Raw genomic sequence first — 4145 nt, forward strand, 5'->3', positions numbered from 1 at the left:
CGCCGACGAGCTCAGCGGCTTCACCGCCCACCCGGGCCAGCTCACCGTCGTCGTGAGCGCGGTGCCCGAGCAGAGCTCGGCCCTCGCCGACCGTCTCGGTCGCTACCTCCCGCCCGACACCGACCCCGTCGGCGAGGACGACGGCGATGGTCTCAAGGGGCGCGCGGCCCGACAGGCCCGGGCCGACCGCGAGCGCCGTCGCGCCCGGATCGCCGCTCGCGACGAAGAGGCCGCGACCCGCGAGTGGGGCGTACGCCTCGGTGGCGTCGACCTGTCCGCGGCGCGTCTCGGCGACGTACGGCGGCAGGTGCTGGTCAGCGACACCAGCAGCGGCCTGTTCGCCGGCACCCTCCAGGACGCCATCGACCCGCACGGCCGGTTGACGCGCGAGCAGGCCGAGGCCGCGCTGCGTGTGGCCAATGCCGAAGACGTCTACGACGCGCTGCCCGAGGGTTGGCAGGGCCAGCTCGACGAGCGCGGCCGCGGCCTGTCCGGCGGCCAGCGTCAGCGCGTGGTGCTGGCGCGCGCGCTCGCCGTGGAGGCCCCGATCCTGGTGCTGGTCGAGCCGACCTCCGCCGTCGACGCCCATACCGAGGCCCGCATCGCCGAGCGGGTGACCGACCACCGCCGCGGCCGGACGACCGTGGTCTGCACGGTGTCGCCGCTGTGGCTGCACCACGCGGACCGCGTCGTACTCCTCCAGGACGGTGTGGTCGTCGCCGACGGCGAGCACGCCGACCTCCTCGAGCACGACGCCGGCTATCGCAGTGTCGTGGCCAGGTCGCTCGACGACGTCGACGAGGGGGCCTCGCGATGACCGACCTGTTGGCCACCTCTCCCGACACCTGGCGCGACCGCGACCTCGACCCGCCGGCCATCCCGCCGGAGCTGATCCCACCCGTCGACGCGACGCCCAGGGAGCGCAACACCGCGCTGTGGGCGCGCCACGACCTGCGCCGTCGGCGGGCAGAGGACGTCTACACGGCCTCCCGCAACCCCGAGCGCGGCTGGCCGGTGTCGGGCAACCGCGCCGTACTGACCTTCTTCCGCGACCTGCTGGTCAGCCGACGTGGCATGTTCACCGCACTCGTCGTGTTCAACGCCCTCGCTGCGGCCACCGGCCTGGTCGTGCCGCGGCTGCTCGGCGAGCTGGTCAACACCACGATCGACGGTGGTGGCCTGCCGCTGGACGAGCTCGCCCTGGTGATCATCGGGGTGGTGCTGCTGCAGTCGGCCTTCACCTTCATCGCCCAGCGCACCTCGACGCTCTTCGGCCAGGACCTGCTCTCCACGGCCCGCGAATACATCGTCCGCACGATCCTTCGACTGCCACTCGGTGCAGTCGAGCGCGCCAGCACCGGTGACCTCGTCACCCGGGTCACCCGCGATGTCGGCACGATGAGCCGCTCGGTCCAGTACGGCCTGCCGATGGCGATCATCTCGCTGCTGACGGTGATGCTCTCGATCGGCGCAATGCTGCTCAACTCCGTGGTTCTCGCGTTACCCGCGCTGCTCACCTTCGCCAGCTCGGCCTGGGCGGTGCGCGGCTACCTGCGGCGCGCTCCCAAGGCCTACATCACCGAGGGAGCGACGTACTCCCGCATCAACACCACGCTCACCGAGACGGTCGAAGGTGCCCGCACCGTCGAGGCCCTGGGCCTCTCGGGCGTGCGCGTCCGTGCCGGTGATGGCGACATCGAGGTGTCGGCGCAGGCCGAGCGCTACGGCATGACGCTGCGCAACCAGCTCTTCATGGCGCTCAACTTCGCCTTCCAGACGCCGCGTGTCATCACCCTGCTGGTCGGCGCCTACGCCTACACCCGCGGCTGGGTCGACCTGGGGCAGATCACCGCCGCCGTCTTGTACGTCGAGGCGCTGGGCGACCCGCTCGACCGGCTGATCGGCGAGGACGACCGGCTCCAGGTGGGCGCCGCGTCGACGAGCCGACTGCTCGGGATCGCCGAGGTGTCGCCCGACCGCGAGGCCGGAGACCAGCTCCCCGACGGCATCGACCTGGTCGGCACCGACCTCCGGTTCGCCTACCGCGAGGGCCACGACGTCCTCCACGGGGTCGACCTGCGGCTGGGCGTCGGCGAGCGGCTGGCGATCGTCGGCCCGAGCGGCTCGGGCAAGTCGACGCTGGGTCGCCTGCTGTCGGGCATCAATCGGCCGCGCACCGGCTCGGCCACCATCGGTGGCGTCGAGCTGGTCGACCTGCCCCTCGAGGTGCTGCGCACCGAGGTCGCACTGGTCACCCAGGAGCACCACGTCTTCATCGGCTCTGTCCGCGACAACATCGTGCTGGCCCGCGAGGACTCCGACGACGACGCGGTCCGCGAGGCGCTGAGCGCTGTCGGGTCGCTGCTCTGGGTCGAGCGCCTGCCGCAGGGCCTCGACACCGTGATCGGTTCTGGCCGCTACGCCCTCACCCCGGCGCAGGCCCAGCAGGTCGCGCTGGCGCGGCTGATCATCGCCGATCCGCACACGCTCGTGCTCGACGAGGCCACCTCGCTGATCGACCCGCGCACCGCACGCACGCTCGAGGGCTCGATGAACAACCTGCTCGAGGGTCGTACCGTCGTCGCCATCGCCCACCGACTGCACACCGCCCACGACGCCGACCGGATCGCGGTGGTCATCGACGGCCGGATCGTCGAGCTCGGCAGCCACGACGAGCTGGTCGAGATGGACGGGGAGTACGCCGCACTCTGGCGCGCCTGGACGTCCTGATCCCGCGACCACAGCGCTACCGAACAGTCGGGCTGTCGGCAGGCGCTCAGGACCACCTGACTGTTCGGTAGCGCCGAGTGGTCCGTCCGCGTGCCCGAGGATCAGCCGGCCAGCATCGGCATGAGCCGGGCACCCATGTGCTCCTAGTTGTACTCGGCAGGGACGTTGGTGACGGTCGGGCCTTGTGAAGGGTGAGGACCTCCGGGCTTAGTGGAGATGTCTAAGTCATCCGCTGGCCCAGGAGGTCCTCGTGTCCCACGCTAACGCCCGTCTGAATCTGCATGGCCGTCTGCTGCTCGTTGAGCGGGTGATCCGGCACGGCCGTCCGGTCGCGCATGTCGCCAAAGAACTCGGAATCTCACGGCAGTGCGCCCACCGCTGGATTGCCCGCTTCCGCGCCGAGGGTGAGGCCGGCCTGGCCGATCGTTCCTCGCGCCCACATCGGTGTCCGCGACGAACACCGGCCGCGGTCGAGGGTCAGGTGTTGCAGTTACGGCAGCGTGAGCGTCACGGTCAGGACTGGATCGGTCCCGAGCTCGGCGTCCCGGCCCGCACGGTCTCAGCGATCCTGCGTCGTCACCGGGTGCCCTATCTGCGCGAGTGCGACCCGCTGAGCGGTGAGGTGATCAGATCGTCGAAGACGACCGCGGTCCGCTACGAACACGACCACCCCGGATCGCTGGTGCACATGGACGTGAAGAAGGTCGGCCGGATCCACGACGGTGGCGGCTGGAAAGCCCATGGCCGGAGCATGGGCAGCACGGGGGCCAAGAAGAGAGCCAGGATCGGATTCGACTACGTCCACTCGGTCGTCGACGACCACTCCAGACTGGCCTACTCCGAAGTCTTGGCCGACGAGAAGGGCCCAACATGCGCGGCGTTCCTGCTGCGAGCCGCGCGCTACTTTGCCGACCACGGGATCGCCCAAATTGAGCGGGTCATGACCGACAACCACCTCAGCTACAAGCGATCCAACGACGTCGCGACAGTGATGGCCACACTCGCCGCCAAGCACGTCTTTATCCGCCCGCACTGCCCGTGGCAGAACGGAAAGGTCGAGCGCTACAACCGCACACTCCAGGTCGAGTGGGCCTATCGACGGATCTTCCTCAGCAACGACGCAAGGACCGCTGCGCTGGCGCCATGGCTCGAGTTCTACAACACTGGCCGACGCCACTCGGCCATCGGAGGACTCCCGCCAATCAGCCGACTGTCATGAACCTGTCAGCCGAGTACATCTAGAGCCACCCGTTGGCCTGCGCGAGCCGGGCCGCCTCGGCCCGGGTCGTGGCGCCGGTCTTGCCGATTGCCGCGGACAGGTGGTTGCGGACCGTGCCCTCGGACAGGTGGGCGCGGGCAGCGATGGCGGCGACCGGCGACCCGTCGAGGGACAGAGTGAGGATCTCGGCCTCGCG

At 70.2% G+C, this 4145-nt stretch carries 4 protein-coding genes; 3 read left to right on the top strand and 1 reads right to left on the bottom strand.

All coding sequences use genetic code 11. The annotated features are described in order from the left end of the window. The 3 genes from RMO85_RS13620 to RMO85_RS13630 all read left to right on the top strand — a co-directional run. The coding region (locus RMO85_RS13620) for an ATP-binding cassette domain-containing protein (RefSeq protein ID WP_310529267.1) at positions 1 to 817 on the top strand (817 nt) is incomplete at its 5' end. Beyond that, entirely contained in the window at positions 814 to 2730 is a 1917-nt protein-coding gene (locus RMO85_RS13625) for an ABC transporter ATP-binding protein (RefSeq protein ID WP_310529268.1), read from the top strand. The genes RMO85_RS13620 and RMO85_RS13625, both read left to right, overlap by 4 nt. A gap of 250 nt (positions 2731 to 2980) precedes the next feature. Beyond that, the gene (locus tag RMO85_RS13630; protein WP_310529269.1) at positions 2981 to 3949 is read left to right on the top strand and encodes an IS481 family transposase; all 969 of its coding nucleotides are present in this window, start codon (positions 2981 to 2983) and stop codon (positions 3947 to 3949) included. Between the two features lie 19 nt (positions 3950 to 3968). Here RMO85_RS13630 and RMO85_RS13635 read toward each other — a convergent pair. Beyond that, positions 3969 to 4145, bottom strand: a 177-nt coding sequence (locus tag RMO85_RS13635; RefSeq protein WP_310529270.1) for a LuxR C-terminal-related transcriptional regulator, incomplete at its 5' end; no start/stop codon positions are given.

Source organism: Nocardioides sp. (assembly GCF_031422975.1).
GTDB lineage: Bacteria > Actinomycetota > Actinomycetes > Propionibacteriales > Nocardioidaceae > Nocardioides.

Bases quoted from the DNA above. Each gene is read 5' to 3' on its own strand.
- RMO85_RS13625 (WP_310529268.1), top strand. From the start codon at position 814: ATGACCGACCTGTTGGCCACCTCTCCCGACACCTGGCGCGACCGCGAC.